The sequence below is a fragment of the Pirellulales bacterium genome, assembly GCA_036267355.1.
Classification (GTDB): Bacteria; Planctomycetota; Planctomycetia; order Pirellulales; family DATAWG01; genus DATAWG01.
Window position 1 is genome coordinate 13,948 of the sequence record DATAWG010000102.1, and the last position, 15,034, is coordinate 28,981.

The following is a 15,034-nucleotide window of genomic DNA, read 5'->3' on the forward strand; positions in this document are numbered from 1 at the left end:
GGCACTCGCCACGGGCAGCCGATCGCCGACCGATCGCAGCCCTTGGTCCGGATTGCTTTGATTTGCGGCCGAGATGTTGTTAAACCTTGCCAAAACTACCTGGTTTGCTTGCAAGCGAAATCCGCTCCGACTAGCATATAACTCGAAATCGAAGCGCGAAACAGCTCGATGTTCGTCGTGGGGGCGCGATTCCGAAATCGCCAATCTTTTCCAAGCGGCAGCTAAAGTTCGAATTATTCCGGAGGACTTTGTTCATGCGACGCACCACGCGGACCTTCCTGGTTTGGGCCATGATCGCCTCGATGATGGTCGATTCGGTTTCGGCATTCGGCTGGGGACGCCGATGGCGCCGCTGCTGCTGGCGCGAGAGCTGCTGCCAAACAACCTGCGCGGCGCCCGTGTCGTGTGGTTGCAGCAGTGGATCGAATCAATCGTCGTCGGGCGAAGCATCTGCGGGAGCAACGGAAAACAGCCCTCCGACGATGCCACCGCCGCCGACGACAGGCCCGACCACGTCTCCGCCGCAAGGCGTGCCCGAGACGCCAGTGCCCCCCGCCCCGCCCGCTCCTCCGAAGCAACCAAGCGGCGCCCTCACACCATCGACTCCACCGACTACGCCGGCAACTCCGGCTCCGCCCGCCACGACGCCAGCGACTCCGCCGGCAATCCCGGTGGCTCCGCCGGCTCCCCCCGTAACTCCGCCGGTCGTGCCCGTAGTTCCAAAACCCGCGCCAAAGGAGCCCGCAAAGACGACGACTCCGGACGACATCTTCAGCGAACCGGCCAAGCCGGCGCCGATGCCGAAGGAAAAGGAAGAACCAAAGCCGCCGGCGACACAGCCACCGGCAACGCCAAAGAGCAGCACTCCCGACGACATCTTCAGCGAACCGGCCAAGCCCGCGCCTGCACCGGCGCCGAAGGAGCAGCCGAAGCCGCCGGCCACGGAGCCAGCCAAGCCCGCAACGCCCGACGACATCTTCAGCGAGCCCGCGAAGCCGGCGCCGAAAGAGCCCGCGAAGCAACCGGCGAAGGAAGCGCCAGCCCCTGCGAAGCCGTCCGACGCCGATCCGTTTGCCGAGCCAGTGAAAACCGCGCCCACGGAAACACCGAAGGACGCTGCGCCAGCTATCCCCGCCAAGCCGAGTCCGGCCCCTTCCAAGCCCGACCAATCGCCTGACGATCCGTTCGGGGGGAAAAACGCTTCAACTGACAAGCAATCGCCCGCAGTAACGACCGTGGTCGAGAAACCGGTGGTCGAGAAACCGGTGGTCGAGAAACCGGTGATCGAGAAACCGGTGATCGAGAAACCGCTGGGCGACAAGGCGTTGGCCGATAAACCGGTGGCCGAAAAAACGGCTGCCGACAAGGCGCCGCTGCCGGTAAAGCCGCTCGACGATCTTGCGGATCCGTTCGCACCGAGCCCGGTGTCTGCCACCGCCGGGAAATCGCCCAAGGCAAGACAAGTCGAGGCAAAGCCGGAAGTGCCGGAAGCAAAACCAGCTCAAGACCCGGTTGCAAAAGCCAAGTCCGCCGATTCGAATGCAGCGGAGCCGAAGGCACCCGAAGCGAATGCCGCGGAATTGAAGTCCTCTGAAACCAAGCCGGCAGCGGATTCTCAGCCCACGCCCGACAAGAGCAAGCCGGCCGAAGCGCCGATCGACGATCCGTTCGCGCCCGTCCCGGCCAAGCCGGCCACGAAGGATGGCGGTTCTACCGCTGCGCCGGCGGCTCTTGAATCGGTCGCTGCAAAGGCCGCGATGCCGCCTGTCGCTCCCGCGATTGCGGCCCCGGCGGCGAAAGTCGTCGAAGTGGCCAGCGCTTCAACCGTCGAGAAGCCGATGACAGTCGCGGTCGTCGAAAACGACCCGATGCGTGTTTGGCACGACGACACCGGTGAGTTCGAGCTTCGCGCCAAGCTGGTGTTGATGTTGCCCGGCAAAGTACGGCTGCTGAAGGAAACGGGCCGAACCACAACGGTTCCGCTTGACCGCCTGAGCCCAGCCGATTTGTCCTATGTGCGCCAGCACGCCTCGGCAATGCTAGCGAAACTGACCGCCCAATCCGACCCCCGATAGTCCTCGCCCCATCGGCGACTCAAGCCCAGGGAAGGCCCCACAGCGTTTTCCACTTGGAAAACGCATCCGGGCCTTCCCTGGGTTTTTGCTGCGCGCGCGTGCTGCCCCCATCCCGCGCATTCCCCCGCCTCGGCCCATCAATCTCGGTGCAACCGGCAAAGTTTCCCCAAAGTGTGAAGCCTGGCCCCGAAGCGTGCCGATACGTGCGGATAATTCTGCGGATTGTATCGAGTGGGCGTATCGAGCGGGGCGGCATTGCCCCAGACGCGTTCGATTGCGGACGGATCCAAGGACCACCATGCGGCGCCAACTGCTCGGATTGCTTATCGCGATCGGCTTCTTTGCCGGGTGCATTTCGACCGCACCACCGGCGGCGAGCCCGTTGGCAGCCGCCGGCGGCGCCCCGGCGGCGCCTGCTGCCGCGGCTGCTCCGGCCACCTCGACGAGTGCCAGCGGCACGACCGTGAATGTGGCCACACCGTCGACCCCTTGCTGCCCGCATCAGACGTTGTGGCAGTTCCTGGGCATCAAGAATGCCTTCACCGACATCATGAAGCTGATCGAGGCGCTGCGAAATTGCCTCGGTTCGACATTCCCTGGTTTGGAATCGGTGCCACCGCTGACGGCGATCACGAATCCGGCGAACATGAATTCGTCGAACCCGGCCATCGCGGCGGCAGCCGGCGCGAAGGCCGACGAAGACCAGGCCGGACAGAAGATCAAAGCGATCCGCTACTTGGCCACCCTCGGCTGCGCCGGCTGCTATCCGGATATCGAAGATGCATTGCTCGCTTCGCTCGACGATTGCACGGAGGCCGTGCGCTATGAAGCGGCGAAAGCGTTCCGCGAGTTGTCGGGCCGATCGTGCTCCGCTTGCAAAACCAAGAGTTGCTGCAGCCCGAAAGTGCGCAAGAAGTTGGACGAAGTTGCCAACAAGAAGGAAAAGAATTGCTACAAGGAGCCGTCGGAGCGCGTGCGCCGCATGGCACGGCTTGCGTTGGCCGGCTGCGGCGGCGGAGCGACCCCAACCCCCGCGCCTCAGGAAGGCCCCTCGGAAAACCCGCCGCAAAAAGGCAAACTGCCTGCGAAAACTGCCGCCGATGACGATCAGACCACCAAAGCGCTCGCGGCACTGGTGAGCAACCTTGTCACGCCCGCAAGCGCAAATGCCGCGAGCGCACCGGGCCCCGCTTCGGCCAACGATGCCCGGCCCGCTTCTTCCGTCCAGGTTCGCGTTTCTCAGACTCCATTGGAATGCGGCTGCGGCGTGAACCAATCGGCTTCGGTCTTTATTCCCGCGTCATCGGCAGCGGCAAGCAACCAACAGCCGACACCCGCCGCTCCCGCGAATCCATCGTCGGAAGCGGTGGCAGCCATTCCGGCGATCGCGGCGTCGATTCTGAAGGCCGCCTTGCCGGCACCGGCACCGGCGGCAGTTGGTGCGCCGCCGACAGCGAACGCCAATTTGGCAAGTGTCGTCGTGGCAAACCCGACCGCGAGCAGCGCCGTTCACGCCGCCGCTCCGGCATCGGGCGCAGTGCTGGCGGAAATCAATGGCCGGCCGATCTTCGAAAGCGAAGTCGTGCCCGAGGCCGATCGGCAGTTGGCCGATCTGCCGGCCGTGGCGCCGGCCGAGAAGCTGCGAATTCGGGCCGAATATATCCGCCGCCAATTGGCTCGCGTCATCGATCGAAAGCTGCTGGCCCAGGAAGCGCGACGCACCGGTCCGCAGATCAACCAGGCATCGTTTCAAGCGGCCGGCAACGACGAGAGCGCCTTGGCCGACGCCTTGATCAAGGCGGTGGTGCGGGTCGACACGAACACGACACCGGAACAGCTTTGGACCTGCTACCGTGTGAACCAACAAAAATTCGTTCGACCGGCAGAGGTGCGGTTCGAGCAAGTTTCCGTTCGGATCGATCGCTTCGCGTCACGCGATGCCGCGGTGGCTGCAATGTCGTACGTGCGGAATCGAGCGCTCGGCAATCCGGTTGGTCAGCCGCCGGCCAACCTCGAGGCGATCCACGTGCAGACTTCCGGATGGGTTCGCCGCGACGACATTCCATCGCCCGCGGCAGCGGAGCTGTTGTTCCGCATACCGGTCGGCGGCATCTCGCCGCTGCTCGATAGCGGCGACACGTTGCACATTGATCGCGTGCTCGAGCGACATGCAGCCGGCCTGGTGCCGCTGGAGCAATGTGCCGAGGCCGTGCGCCAGCAGATTCTCCGCGAGCGGCGCGAATATCTGCAACAAGCGTATCTGAGCCAATTGCGGAGCCGGGCACAAATCTGGACGATCTTCGATCCACCGCGAACCGAGTTGAAAATGGTTCGCCCGCTGGATGCGGCAGGCGGAAGGTAGAAAAAACTTTTGCAGGGGAGCTACATGCGTCAGGAAACATTTTTTTATGGCAGGCGCAACAGGTAGCATCGGCGCGATCTCGCGACTAGGAAAGTCCGGACAGGCCGCATCACTCTACAGTCACGGCAAGAAATCCAAAGCGGGCAAAGCGCTGGGCACCCAGCAACAGTTTTCCACGCTCTTGGCTGGCAAACAGGCGGCCTTGAAGACCGCCGCGGTCGGCAGCGGCGGCACACAGTCCGGTGCGACGACAGCGGCGTCGTCGTCCGGCACAGCAGCGGCAAACACATCGCCACAAACCGCATCCCTGCCAAACGCCCCGTCGACCGCCGCCGAATCGTTCAGCGCAACCGCCTAGTCGTGCGTCATCACCTAGGTGGCCGGCCGGGTGCGACCGCTGGCTTGTCCGGCAGTGGAAAACGGCTGAACGAGCCGGGCTCGCCACGCGTTGCCCGCCGACCGGTGCGATGGCAGAATGAACCAAGGCGTGGCGCACCGCCGTAGATAGTTGGCAATGGCCGCCGAAGCGCGAGAGTCGCCACGAAATTGCGAGCAAACGTCAATCGCAAGTGGAGTTACTCCAACCGTTAAAGGAACATCCTGATGGCATCGGGCCGACAGGAATCAACATATCTTGCAGCCAGCCAAGCGCCCCCCGCGGCGCCGCCGCGACGCTTGGGTTGGCGCGGACGCGCTGGCCGCGAGGTCGCAACCATTCGCCACCGCTGGCAGCGCGATTGGGACGCACAGCCGCTCGAACAACTTCGCGCCGCCGACATCTGGCAACGATTTCGGGTCGGGGGCTTTTTGCTGCTGTTTCTCGGTCTGACGGCTCTCTTGGTCCATTATCTCTGGTTCCGGCCGATTCAGACGCCGATGGTGGCAATCGTCGCGCCGAGCTATTCCTGGCCGTTTCCGCCAAACGCCTGGGCTGCCGAGGACCTCGAAGCGTTCTCGAATCTCGACAAACAAGAATCCATTCATCTTGAACTCGGCCAGCCCTGGCAAACCGTCGAAAGCGGATTGGCCAGCCTCGATCGGCAACTGCATGCGATCGTTCAGCAAGGCTCGGCGACCGGCACGGTGATCCTGTATGTCAGCATGCATGGCACGGCCGATTCCGCGGGCCGGCCGGCACTGTTGCCGCCGGGCGCATCGCCATTGAGGAGCGAAACCTGGCTGCGATTGTCGGACTTGCTCGAGCACATCAAGGCCCAGCAACTCCCCGATGCATGGCACAAGCTGCTGATCCTGGATTGCAACCGGATCGACGTGAATTGGCGGATGGGCGTGTTGTCCGACGGGTTTGCCGACGGCCTGGCCGATACCGTCCGCGATTCGGGCATTCCCAATCTCGTGGTCCTCAATTCGACCAGCCCCGGCGAGCGCGGCTGGGCGTCGCAAGATCTGGCGGGCTCGGTGTTCGGGCATTATTTGCAGCTCGGGCTTGCCGGCGCCGCCGATGCGAAGCTGGCGGATGGCGCCGGCGGCAACGGCGATCATCAAGTGTCGCTTCGCGAGCTGGTGAATTATCTGGATCGGCACGTCGACGCCTGGACGATGCACAACCGTTCCGCGCGGCAGCGGCCGATGTTGGTGCCGGCAAGTGCGGCGGATTTCACCGTCGTGTGGGCGCTCAATTCGCACACGCAAAAAAAGCTTGCCGAATCGGCGACTGGCGAGTCGGTTTCCGCACCGGCCTCGCTCGTGGCCGCGAACGACAAGCTGTGGCGCGCTCACGACCGCTTGCAATCGCTCGATCCGCAGCGCTTCGATCCGTTGGCGTGGAGCGATTTCGAACACGAATTGCTGTGGACCGGCGAAGCGCTGACCGCCGGAAGCGTCTATCGCACTCCGGTTCGCACCCTGCAGCGGCAGTTGCACGGCTTTGTCGACCGAATCGAATCGCAAGCCGCTCAAACAAAGAATCCGTCGAACATTCTTGTTCGTTCCGACCGTTTCGGCGATCACGCCGCCAAACGGCCGCCGGCGATCGTCGCCCATTGGATTCCGCTGGCCGAATACATGAGCGAGCCCGATGCGGGTTTCGCGGACTGGCGCACCCGGCTCGTGGCCCTGCAAAAGTCGCCGAGCCAAGCCGCCGTGGCGGATTTTCTCGCCAGCACTCCCGCCAGCGAGCATGCCGGGCAATACGCGGAAGTCGAATTCCTGCGACTGCTTGAAGCGCACTTGGCCGCACGTGTATGGCAGCAACCGAACCTTTTGAGCCGGGCGATGCAGGTGCAAGCGCACGGCGATCGAGCTGCCGTGGCCGACGACGAACGTGGCCAATTCTGGTCGCTGCCGCTGGTAACGGCGGGAAATCGCGAGCAGCGGACGGCGCGCGACCAACTGTTTGTCGGCGACGATGCCGCATTGGCGGCCGCGGATCCGCACTGGAATGCCGCCGACGATGCGTATGCCGGCGCCGAAAAGCTCACTCACACGGTCGGCGGCGCGCTGACGATTCGCGATCGTGCCTGGGCCGAGATTCCCTATTTGGCCGCCTGGCTCTGTCGTCCGCTCCCGGTCGGCGAAGCGCCGGATGCTGCCGATCGGGAAATCAACGGAACGCTGCTGCAGTTGATTCGCGCGGCACATCTATTGGACGCCACGCTCGCGTCGCCCCCCACCGGCGACACGACGACCGCAAGTGAATCGCCGCCGTTCGAGGGCGAGGCCCACGAAGTCTCCGAACGGCTCGATCACTTGGAGCAATTGTTCGCCAAAGCATCGACCAACCTTGAAGAGGTCGAAATCAAGCGTGCCAATGGCCGCACGCTTCAAGACATCGAAGCCGTTTTAGCGGCGACGATCGCGCCGGCCCGCCAACGCGAGCAGCTTCGCAAGAAGGCGGAAGAGATTGCCAATAAGCTCAACCGTGAAACGATCGCCATCGACAGCGCTCCGCCCGCGGCAGTCGCGACAAGAACGGGCGACGATAAAAATGGCAGCGCAGGGGGAACGCAAAAGGCCGATTCGAAGAACATCGCTTCGGCAGCCGGCTCGACATCGACCACGAGCGGCGGCGGTTCGCAAGCCGCGAACACGGTATCGTCCGACAGCGAACCCGAAGGATTCGATTATCGACATCGGGCACTCGTGGTTTGGGAGCAACATCCGGCGCTAGTGATTTTGGATACCGCAAGCGAAACGCCCGCGCAGCCGGCAACCGCCGCGGCCAAGCCGCGCAAGCAATTGATGATCGGCGAATTGGAAACCGTTTGCGTCGACTACGAGCATCGTGTTCGGGAGCGATTGGATGCGATTGCCGGCGAAGTTCGCCGGCTTCGCGATGCTGGAACCGGCACTGCGGCGGAAAGTGTGTCCGCCGCGGTGCCGTCCGGCAGTAATGGGCCGCCCGGCAGTTCTTCCACCAATAGCAAATTGAAGGAATTGCTCGCCGGGCGTGCGCCCCACAGTCGCGCCGAGCAAATCGTGCGTGCGGCGGCAGGGATCGGCCTGCCCGCGCTCGACGACGATCCGGTGCGTCGCTTGCGGCAGTGGGATTTGCAGCATCTGTTGCTCTGGCACTGCCGGCGGGCGCTCGACGATTTTTGGGGCCCGGGCCAGCCGGCCGATCCTCCCTGGTTCGTAGCCGCGGCAACCGATTCGCTGCGGGGCATTCAGGCGATCGGCCAGGCAGAACCGGCCGTGCTGGCCGAGTCGAACCGTCTGGCCAAGTTGCTCGATGCGCGGCGGCAAGGCGCGGCGGCCGGCTTGGGCGCCGTCGCTTCCGATGTGCTTTTGATCGATCCGGCGGAACCCGTGAAAATCAAGATGGCGGTGCAGTCCGGCCCCGAGGATGCCCTGCACGGACTGCCGAACGGAGAGGCGGCCGTGTTCGTGCGCGACGCTCGCGGCCGGATCGACGGCACAAGCCGCTCGCTCGATCTCCCCATGGCCGACCCCGGCAAGGGCCGCGTTCCGGTGACGATCACCGTGCCGGGAAGTGCTTTGGCCGGTCGCGGGCCGATCCTGGAAGCAGTGGCGCTGCTGCGCGGCAATCGCTATTCGACGAATTTTCTATTGCGGGCCACCGGCGGCATCAAGGTCGATACGATGCCGTATCACTATGGCCTGCCGCAGATCACGCTCGGCGGGCGCAGCCGGCGGCGGGCTTCGATCATGTTCATCCTCGACTGCTCGAACAGCATGTCGGAGCCGACCGATATGGAAGGGCCCGAGGGCGACGAAAAAATTCCTCGCCTCGATGCCGCAAGGATCGCTCTGAAGCAAATGCTCGAAAGCCTGGCCGAGGAAGGGGACGCGCGGGTCGGAATCATTTTTTATGGGCACCGCGTTGGCTGGAATCTCAAGAAGCCGGATCAGATATTGCGCCAATCCGACTACGACCGCCGAATCCCCGACGACCTGCGGCCAAGCGAAGACGTGGAAACGGTTCTGCCGCTTGGCCGATTCGATCAAGTGGTTGCCGGCGGCGTGTTCGATTTGATGAAGAGCATCAAGCCCTGGGGCGAAACACCGCTCTATCTGTCGCTGGTCGACGCAATCGGCGATTTTTCCCATGATGAGCCGGGCACCGAAAAATCGATTGTCGTCATCACCGACGGTTTGAACTATCAATTCAATTCGCCGAATCCGAAGACGCGCGAAAGCGTGCTTACCGCGATGGGCGACAAAAAGATTCCGATCGACATCGTCGGCTTTGGCATTTCCGATGCCGAGGCAGCCACGGCGGCCAAGGAGTTCGATTCGCTGGCACAAAAAACCGGCGGCGAGTATGTGCCGGTGTCGAGCGGAACGGCGCTGGTGCGTTCGCTGCAAAGCCTTTTGGGCCCGAAAGGTTATGAAGTCACCGACAGCGCCGGCAATACAATCGGCAACGCGCCCGTCGGCACGAGCATCACCGTCCGGCCGAAACCGATCGGCTTGAAGACCTACGAAGTCTCGCTCCCGCCGTTGAGCACGCACGTGGAATTGGCCGGCGGAGAGCGTGCCGAACTCACCATCAGTGCCGACGGCCGCTCGATTCAATCGATGGGCTATCAGCATGGCCAGCCGGAGTTCCAGCCGCTGATCGCAGGCGATCGCGGACCGACCACCGAGTGGCTGCTCGGCGTTCATCGGCCGATTCGCACGGCCGATGGTGCGAGCTTCCCGATCTCCGTGCAGCGGTCGGATCGGCAGTTTGCGCCTCGACTGGCGGAAGCTTGGGTCGAAATCACGCCGCACTCCGACGATCCGCACGCCCTATTTCCCACCTATATCTTTTACGACGCCAATTGGGAACCGGCGATGCCCGCCCCGGTGCTCAAGCTATCGGCGGAGAATTGGCCCGTGGCGGCAAGGCAAGCGGAAGTCAGGGCATGGGTCAAGCAGCAGCGAACACCGCCGGATTGGGTCGTCAGACTCGGCGATATCGTGAATCGCGTTCCAGCATCAGGAAGCGGGGCAACGCTAAGCGGATTGACTGGCGTTACGTACCAGGTGCGCGCCCAACGCGGCGAGAAGCCGGGCGATCCGTATCGTGTCGGAGTGATCGAGCGATTTGCCGACGACTCGGCCGGCCCCGGTTCGCTGAAGGTCGAAATCTATCCGCAGCCGTCGCGGATTCAGCATCGATTCGATCCGCAAAACCATTTGGCGCTTGATACCTTCGATCTCGACGAGACCGACGACAAGGTGGTCGCTACCTACGAACTCCGATTCACACGAAGCGATACCGTCAAGCGCGGCGCCTTGCAACTCGCCGAGCCGATCGTGCGGACCGTTGCAGAAAGCAGCGACTTGATCGAGCCTTGATCCGATCCGGCGGCTTGCGTTGTCGACGCAGCCGGCACCACCGGAGCCGCCAGCCGGAGCAGCGGTCGCGCGCGGGTTGTCGCTCGCTGACGCTTCGGACTAGTATTGACTTCTCGATTTTCGCGATCCTGTCAGCCACCGGTTCGGCCGCGAACTCGCTGACGGTTCGGTCCTAGTATGGGCTCTTCGATCCCATCTCCGACCGGAGCGAATGCGCGGGTCGTAGGGGTTGGGCATTCTGCCCAAGCCAGCAGCGATTTCTGATTGCCGAGTTGGCGGCATGAATTCTGCATTTGCGCGGGATGGTTTTTAGCGGATTTGCCGACCCGATTATCTTCGTGCGACCACGGCGGACCGGCTTGAGTTCCGGTCCCATTGAGTACATATTTACAAAAGGCCGTGAAATTCTTGCTGACATTGTGATTCAGCATTCGTGGGTTGCTACGCGTCATGGAATAGCATTCGAAACAATTCTCATAGACACAAGGAGCAGGCTATGTATCGGCTGCAGCGGCTCGGCAATGCGTTGTTGATCGGCGGAGTGATAAGTTGTTGCGTGCAAACGGCGCGGGCCTGCAATTGTGGCGGCGGAGCGCCGGCCGCGGCGCCCGCGATCATGGCGGCCCCGACGGCCGCTTATTATTCGCCGGCAGCAAGCTACTATGCCCCGGCGGCGACCGCGGCATATTACGTTCCGGCAACGACGGCGCTTTATGCCCCAGCCGCGGCGCCCGCCGCATGCTGCGCAGCCGCTCCGCCGCCCGCTTGCCAGGCAACGGTCGAGCGGCGGTTCTATGTGGCTAAGCCGGTGTATGAAACTAGCGAACGCGAAGAACATGTCACCGTGCAAAAGCCGGTCGTGGAAACCGCCGAGCGCGAAGAGCACTACACGGTTCGCAAGCAGGTCGTCGAAACGGCCGAACGCGACGAAACATACATCGTTCAGAAGCCGGTCGTCGAAACCGCGCAGCGGCAAGAAACCTATGTCGTCGAGAAGCCGGTGTACGAGACGGCCTACCAGGATCAATATACGACGCAATACGTGCCCGTCACTTCCACGCAAACCGTCGTGGGCGCTTGCGGCTGCCCGATCGGCCAGCAAACCGTGACGAACTACGTCCCGCAAGCCGTCGTGCAAAAGGTTCCGGTGCAGACGATGCACTATGTGCAGGAGCAGCAGGTGCGCACGGTGCCGGTGCAGACGGTGCGCTATGTGCAAGAGCAGCAAGTGCGTAAAGTGCCGGTGCAGACGGTGCGCTTTGTCGATGAAGATCAGGTCCGCAAGGTGCCGGTGCAAACCGTGCACTACGAGACCGAAGATCAAGTTCGCAAAGTGCCGGTGACGACCTGCCGCATCGAATACGAAGAGCACGTCGAGCAGGTGCCAGTCGGGCCGTAGGATCTAAGAAAGGGTGCGTGGGGGGCCCAGGGAAGGCGAATGACGCGGTGCGCGCGCGGCGAACGCATGGCTCGCCTTCCCTGGGCTTGACGCAAAGTGGCGCGTGCGCGGGCGATTCTTCGCCGTCACCAGATTTCGAGTTCGGTTTCGAGTTCCACGCCAAGGTGTTCGGCGACTCGGGCGCGAACCAGGTCGATGAGCTTGAGCACGTCGGCTGATTTAGCTTCCGGCGCGACGACGATGAAATTGGCGTGCCGGTCGCTCACTTCGGCGCCGCCGACATGCTGGCCCTTCAGGCCGGCCTGCTCGATCAGCATGCCCGCGCTGATCCCGCGGGGATTCTTGAAAATGCAGCCGGCCGGTTTGTCGCCCAGCGGTTGCGCGGCCCGTTTGACGATCCATTGCGTTTGCATCCGCTTCGTCAATTCTTGCGGATCGTCTTCCTCCAATTGGAATTGGCACGCCAGGATCGCCAAATCGTCGAGGCTGCTTTGGCGGTAAGAGAACACGAGGTCTTCGCGTTCACGCTGCAAGATCTCTCCCGACCGGCTTATGACCGTCGCTCGGGAAGTCCATTGCCCGACATCGCCGCCGCGGCTGCCGGCATTGCCGTGCAGCGCGCCGCCGACGGTGCCGGGAATGCCCACCAGCGTTTCCAATCCGGCGAGCCCTTCGCGAACGACGGTCGAGACGACGTGCCCCAGCTTGGCCCCGCCGCCGACCGCAACGGCGCGACCTTGGACGCTGATTTCGGAAAACGGGGCCGTCGCCAGCCGCACGACAAGCCCTTCGACGCCGTCGTCGCGCACCAGCAGATTCGATCCACCGCCCAACAATCGGATTTGCACGCCGGCATCATGGCAGCGGCGCACCAGGGCCGCCAATTCTTCCACGGAATTTGGCTCGGCGAAAAACTCGGCCGGTCCGCCAAGGCGAAACCAGGTGTGCGGAGCCAGCGGCTCCCCTTCGCGAACGATTTTCTCGAAACCGCCGAACAAAGACTTCATGGATTTGGACAATTTTCGCCCGCTCCGAATCAGAGATGAACTTGGACGGGCCGCCGGCTAATTCGGGTGCGGCCGCTTGCGGCATTGTCCAGACTTGCGGGCCGTTCGTCCAGACGGCTGGATCTTTGGTCGGAAGAACGAAGAGGGCTCACGCGGAGACGCGGCGGATGCGGAAAACGGACGCGGCGGATGCAAAATGCCTGTTCTTCTCCCCTCGCCCCCTTGTGGGAGAGGAGCCCGGCGATGAGGGGTTGCGCCACATCGATTCGACGTTTTACTCGCGCCTCCTCCGAATCTCCGCGTCTCCGCGTGCTCAATCTTTTTCTTTCCCCGGTGGAGTCGGGACGGCTTCCGGGCCGGCGGCTTGGGGCCATGCGCCGCCGGCGGCCTCTTGCAACTCCGCCCCGCGGCGTTCGCGTTCGGCTAGCGCCACCTCATATTGTTCGCGCAATTGAATCAAGCGTCGCTCGGCGTCGATCAGATGGAGAAAGTCGAGCGTGTTCGCCGTGTAATTGCCGCGGGCGGCTTCCAGATATTGCCCCGCGGCCGGAAGGATCGTTTGGCGATAGAGGGCGAGCGTCTTGTCGGATTCGGTCAAACGGGCGTAGGCGATTTGCACTTCGGAATGAATCTCGTCCAGTTTGGCTTCGTATTGCCAACGGCGCTGCTCGACGCGTGCCGACGCTTCGCGTACGGCCGCTTGCCGTCGAGCGTTGTCGAGAGGCACGTTCATATTCACGCCCACCATCGGCGCAAGCTGGCGGCTGGCTCCCTGCCAATTGCCGTTGTACAGGCCGAACACCTCCAGATCGGGATAGTAGTCGCGCTCGGCCAGTTCGACGGCCGCTTGCTCCGCCCGCAGCTCAGCCCCGATCGCCGCCAGATCGGGGCGGCGCTCGACGGCCAATTGCTGCAGCCACACGACCGGCGGCGCCGCTTGAGCCGACCGAGGCCGACGCGGCGGCGGCAAAGGATGATCGGCCGAGCGGTGCAACAGCGTGTTGATGCGAGCGATCGCCACCGATTCCATCCGGTTCAGCTCGAATTCGCGGCGCTCGATCTCGGCCAATTCCACGTCGGCCGCCAGAACGTCTTGCTGCGTCACCTGCGCGGCCCGATACTTCGCTTGCGCCGTGTCGCGAAACCCCTTCAGGGCAACACGATTTTCAGCGTTCAATTCCTTTTGCCGGCGCACGAGATAATAGTCCCATAGTGCGACGCGGGCGGCTGCGACCAGCCGGATTTCGGCGTCGGCCAAATCGAGTCGGGCGGCCGAGGCGCCGGCCTCGGCCTGCTCGCCGCGCAGATCGCGCTTTCCTGACCAGGGAATTTTTTGCGAACCCCGCACGATCCATCCCACGTCGTTGGTCGTCGACCCGATCGAAGCGGGCGCCACCGACATCGATAGCATCGGGTCGTCCAGCGAAACGGCCTGTGGATAGCGCTCCGCGTCGGCCTGCCACGCGGCGCTCATCGCCGCCAGCGACGGATTGCGGTCGATCACCGCCGCGACCAGCGCATCGGGCTCGAGCTGCGATTGACCGGCAAACGGATCGTCGTCGCAACGACCAGCGGTTTCGGGCGGAGACGGTGCGAGGGGCGGGACGCTCGTATCCAAGGTTTGGAATGCGGCCGGAACCGCGCCGCCGGCGGGTATCGGCGTTTCCGTTGTTGTCGCCACGAGCGAATTATTCGGTGGAACGGGGGTTAGCTGAGCGGTGGCTCCGCCGGACTCCGCCGAGCGGCAACCGAGCGAGCATGCCAAAGTGGCAAGGAATATCCCGAATGCCAGCAGGATTTTAACGTGTCGCAATGGCATGGCATCCGCGGCGATGTTCGGTGGCTCTTTCCGGCGAGGTGAACCCGTCATGCGACGCCACATGGCGGAATATTCGGCATTACCAGTGCAGTAAATCGGTCCCTGAAAACCGGCCCTGCCAGTATTTCCGGCGGAGACCGCAAAGTCGGACAAGTCCTCTCGAACTTGTTGCGTGCGGACGACGTATTGGATGAAGCTACATTGACCCTATTTCCGATCAACGGTAGTATTGCTAGCGATCGGGCAAATTATTACGGCGCTTCCGCCCGCACAACGACATCCTTCTAAAATGAATCCCGTGTTTGGAATTCTCAAAGCCGAACCGGTTCACCGACTCCGCGCGGGAGTCGTTTGGTGCATGGTGCCGGTGGCACTGTGGAGCGGGATCCCGATTGCCAGTTGGTATGGATCGGGACGTTGCGAGGTGCTCGCAGCGAATTTCAACGCTGACGATGTAAACTGCGGCTGCTTGTCGGGCGTTTGCACTCATTGCTGTTGCCACAACGATTGCGAACGCGATTCCACCCTGAGCGGCCCTCGGAATCGTGGCACCGGCAATAGTTCGCAATCCGATAGGTGCAATTGCCCCATCATGGGGCGGGAATC

Annotated in this window: 7 protein-coding genes; 5 read left to right on the top strand and 2 right to left on the bottom strand. The window is 63.1% G+C overall.

Annotated elements, in window-relative coordinates; genetic code table 11:
• The first annotated feature begins 254 nt into the window (after positions 1–254).
• From VHX65_16095 to VHX65_16115, 5 genes are all read left to right on the top strand, one after another.
• A complete protein-coding gene (locus VHX65_16095) occupies positions 255–2,075 on the top strand; it encodes an SHD1 domain-containing protein (protein ID HEX4000075.1) in 1,821 nt (606 codons plus the stop codon).
• A 298-nt stretch (positions 2,076–2,373) separates the two neighbouring features.
• Positions 2,374–4,437: a peptidylprolyl isomerase gene (locus VHX65_16100; GenBank protein ID HEX4000076.1), complete on the top strand. Its 2,064-nt coding sequence runs from the start codon at positions 2,374–2,376 to the stop codon at positions 4,435–4,437.
• A gap of 46 nt (positions 4,438–4,483) precedes the next feature.
• Complete coding sequence (locus VHX65_16105; GenBank protein ID HEX4000077.1) at positions 4,484–4,795, top strand: hypothetical protein; 312 nt, start codon at positions 4,484–4,486, stop codon at positions 4,793–4,795.
• A gap of 245 nt (positions 4,796–5,040) precedes the next feature.
• On the top strand, positions 5,041–10,203 hold the full coding sequence (locus VHX65_16110; protein HEX4000078.1) for a hypothetical protein: 5,163 nt from the start codon (positions 5,041–5,043) through the stop codon (positions 10,201–10,203).
• Positions 10,204–10,699: 496 nt separating this feature from the next.
• The gene (locus VHX65_16115) at positions 10,700–11,602 is read left to right on the top strand and encodes a hypothetical protein (GenBank protein HEX4000079.1); all 903 of its coding nucleotides are present in this window, start codon (positions 10,700–10,702) and stop codon (positions 11,600–11,602) included.
• A gap of 125 nt (positions 11,603–11,727) precedes the next feature.
• Here VHX65_16115 and murB read toward each other — a convergent pair whose 3' ends face one another.
• Both murB and VHX65_16125 read right to left on the bottom strand, forming a co-directional pair.
• A complete protein-coding gene (gene murB, locus VHX65_16120; protein ID HEX4000080.1) occupies positions 11,728–12,609 on the bottom strand; it encodes a UDP-N-acetylmuramate dehydrogenase in 882 nt (293 codons plus the stop codon).
• 313 nt (positions 12,610–12,922) lie between these two features.
• Positions 12,923–14,290 (bottom strand): TolC family protein, encoded by a 1,368-nt coding sequence (locus VHX65_16125; protein HEX4000081.1) that lies wholly within the window; start codon positions 14,288–14,290, stop codon positions 12,923–12,925.
• Positions 14,291–15,034: the final 744 nt, after the last annotated feature.